Genomic DNA, 378 nt, shown 5'->3' with positions numbered 1-378 from the left:
GTCACGCTCCATTTCGACTGCGGAGGAACCGCTCTCGAGACTCGTGAGACTTGAGAGGCGATGGCGCGAGAGTTCAGGTTGTTGCCGTCGCCGAAGCCAGAGACGAGTGCGCCGGCTGAGCGAAGGCCGCGTAGCTGAGCGCGTCGGGGCCGCCCTCCTCGTCGTCCGTGTCCCACAGGAACGCGGCGTGCGCGGCGAGCACGTGGCTGTTCTGCGGGGACGCCTTGGCCGCCCGCTCGAAGTAGCTGGAGGCGCGGTCCTCGTCGCGGTGCACCTCCCAGACCAGCTTGGCGTACTCCGACAGGAGCTCGCCGTCGTCGGGGKCGGCGAGGATCGCGCGGGAGTAGTACTCGTCTGCCCTCCTGTAGTCCCCTTTCA

The 378-nt window shown here is 68.2% G+C and carries 1 protein-coding gene; it reads right to left on the bottom strand.

Annotated features, from left to right (window positions below; all coding sequences use genetic code 11):
* Window positions 1-73 precede the first annotated feature (73 nt).
* A partial coding sequence (locus FWJ25_RS20675) for a hypothetical protein (protein ID WP_223163286.1) occupies window positions 74-378 on the bottom strand: 305 nt, incomplete at its 5' end.

It is taken from the genome of Marinobacter salinexigens (assembly GCF_008370345.1).
Lineage (GTDB): Bacteria > Pseudomonadota > Gammaproteobacteria > Pseudomonadales > Oleiphilaceae > Marinobacter > Marinobacter salinexigens.
Note: the sequence above shows the minus strand (reverse complement) of the source record. Positions and strands in the feature narration are given on the sequence as shown.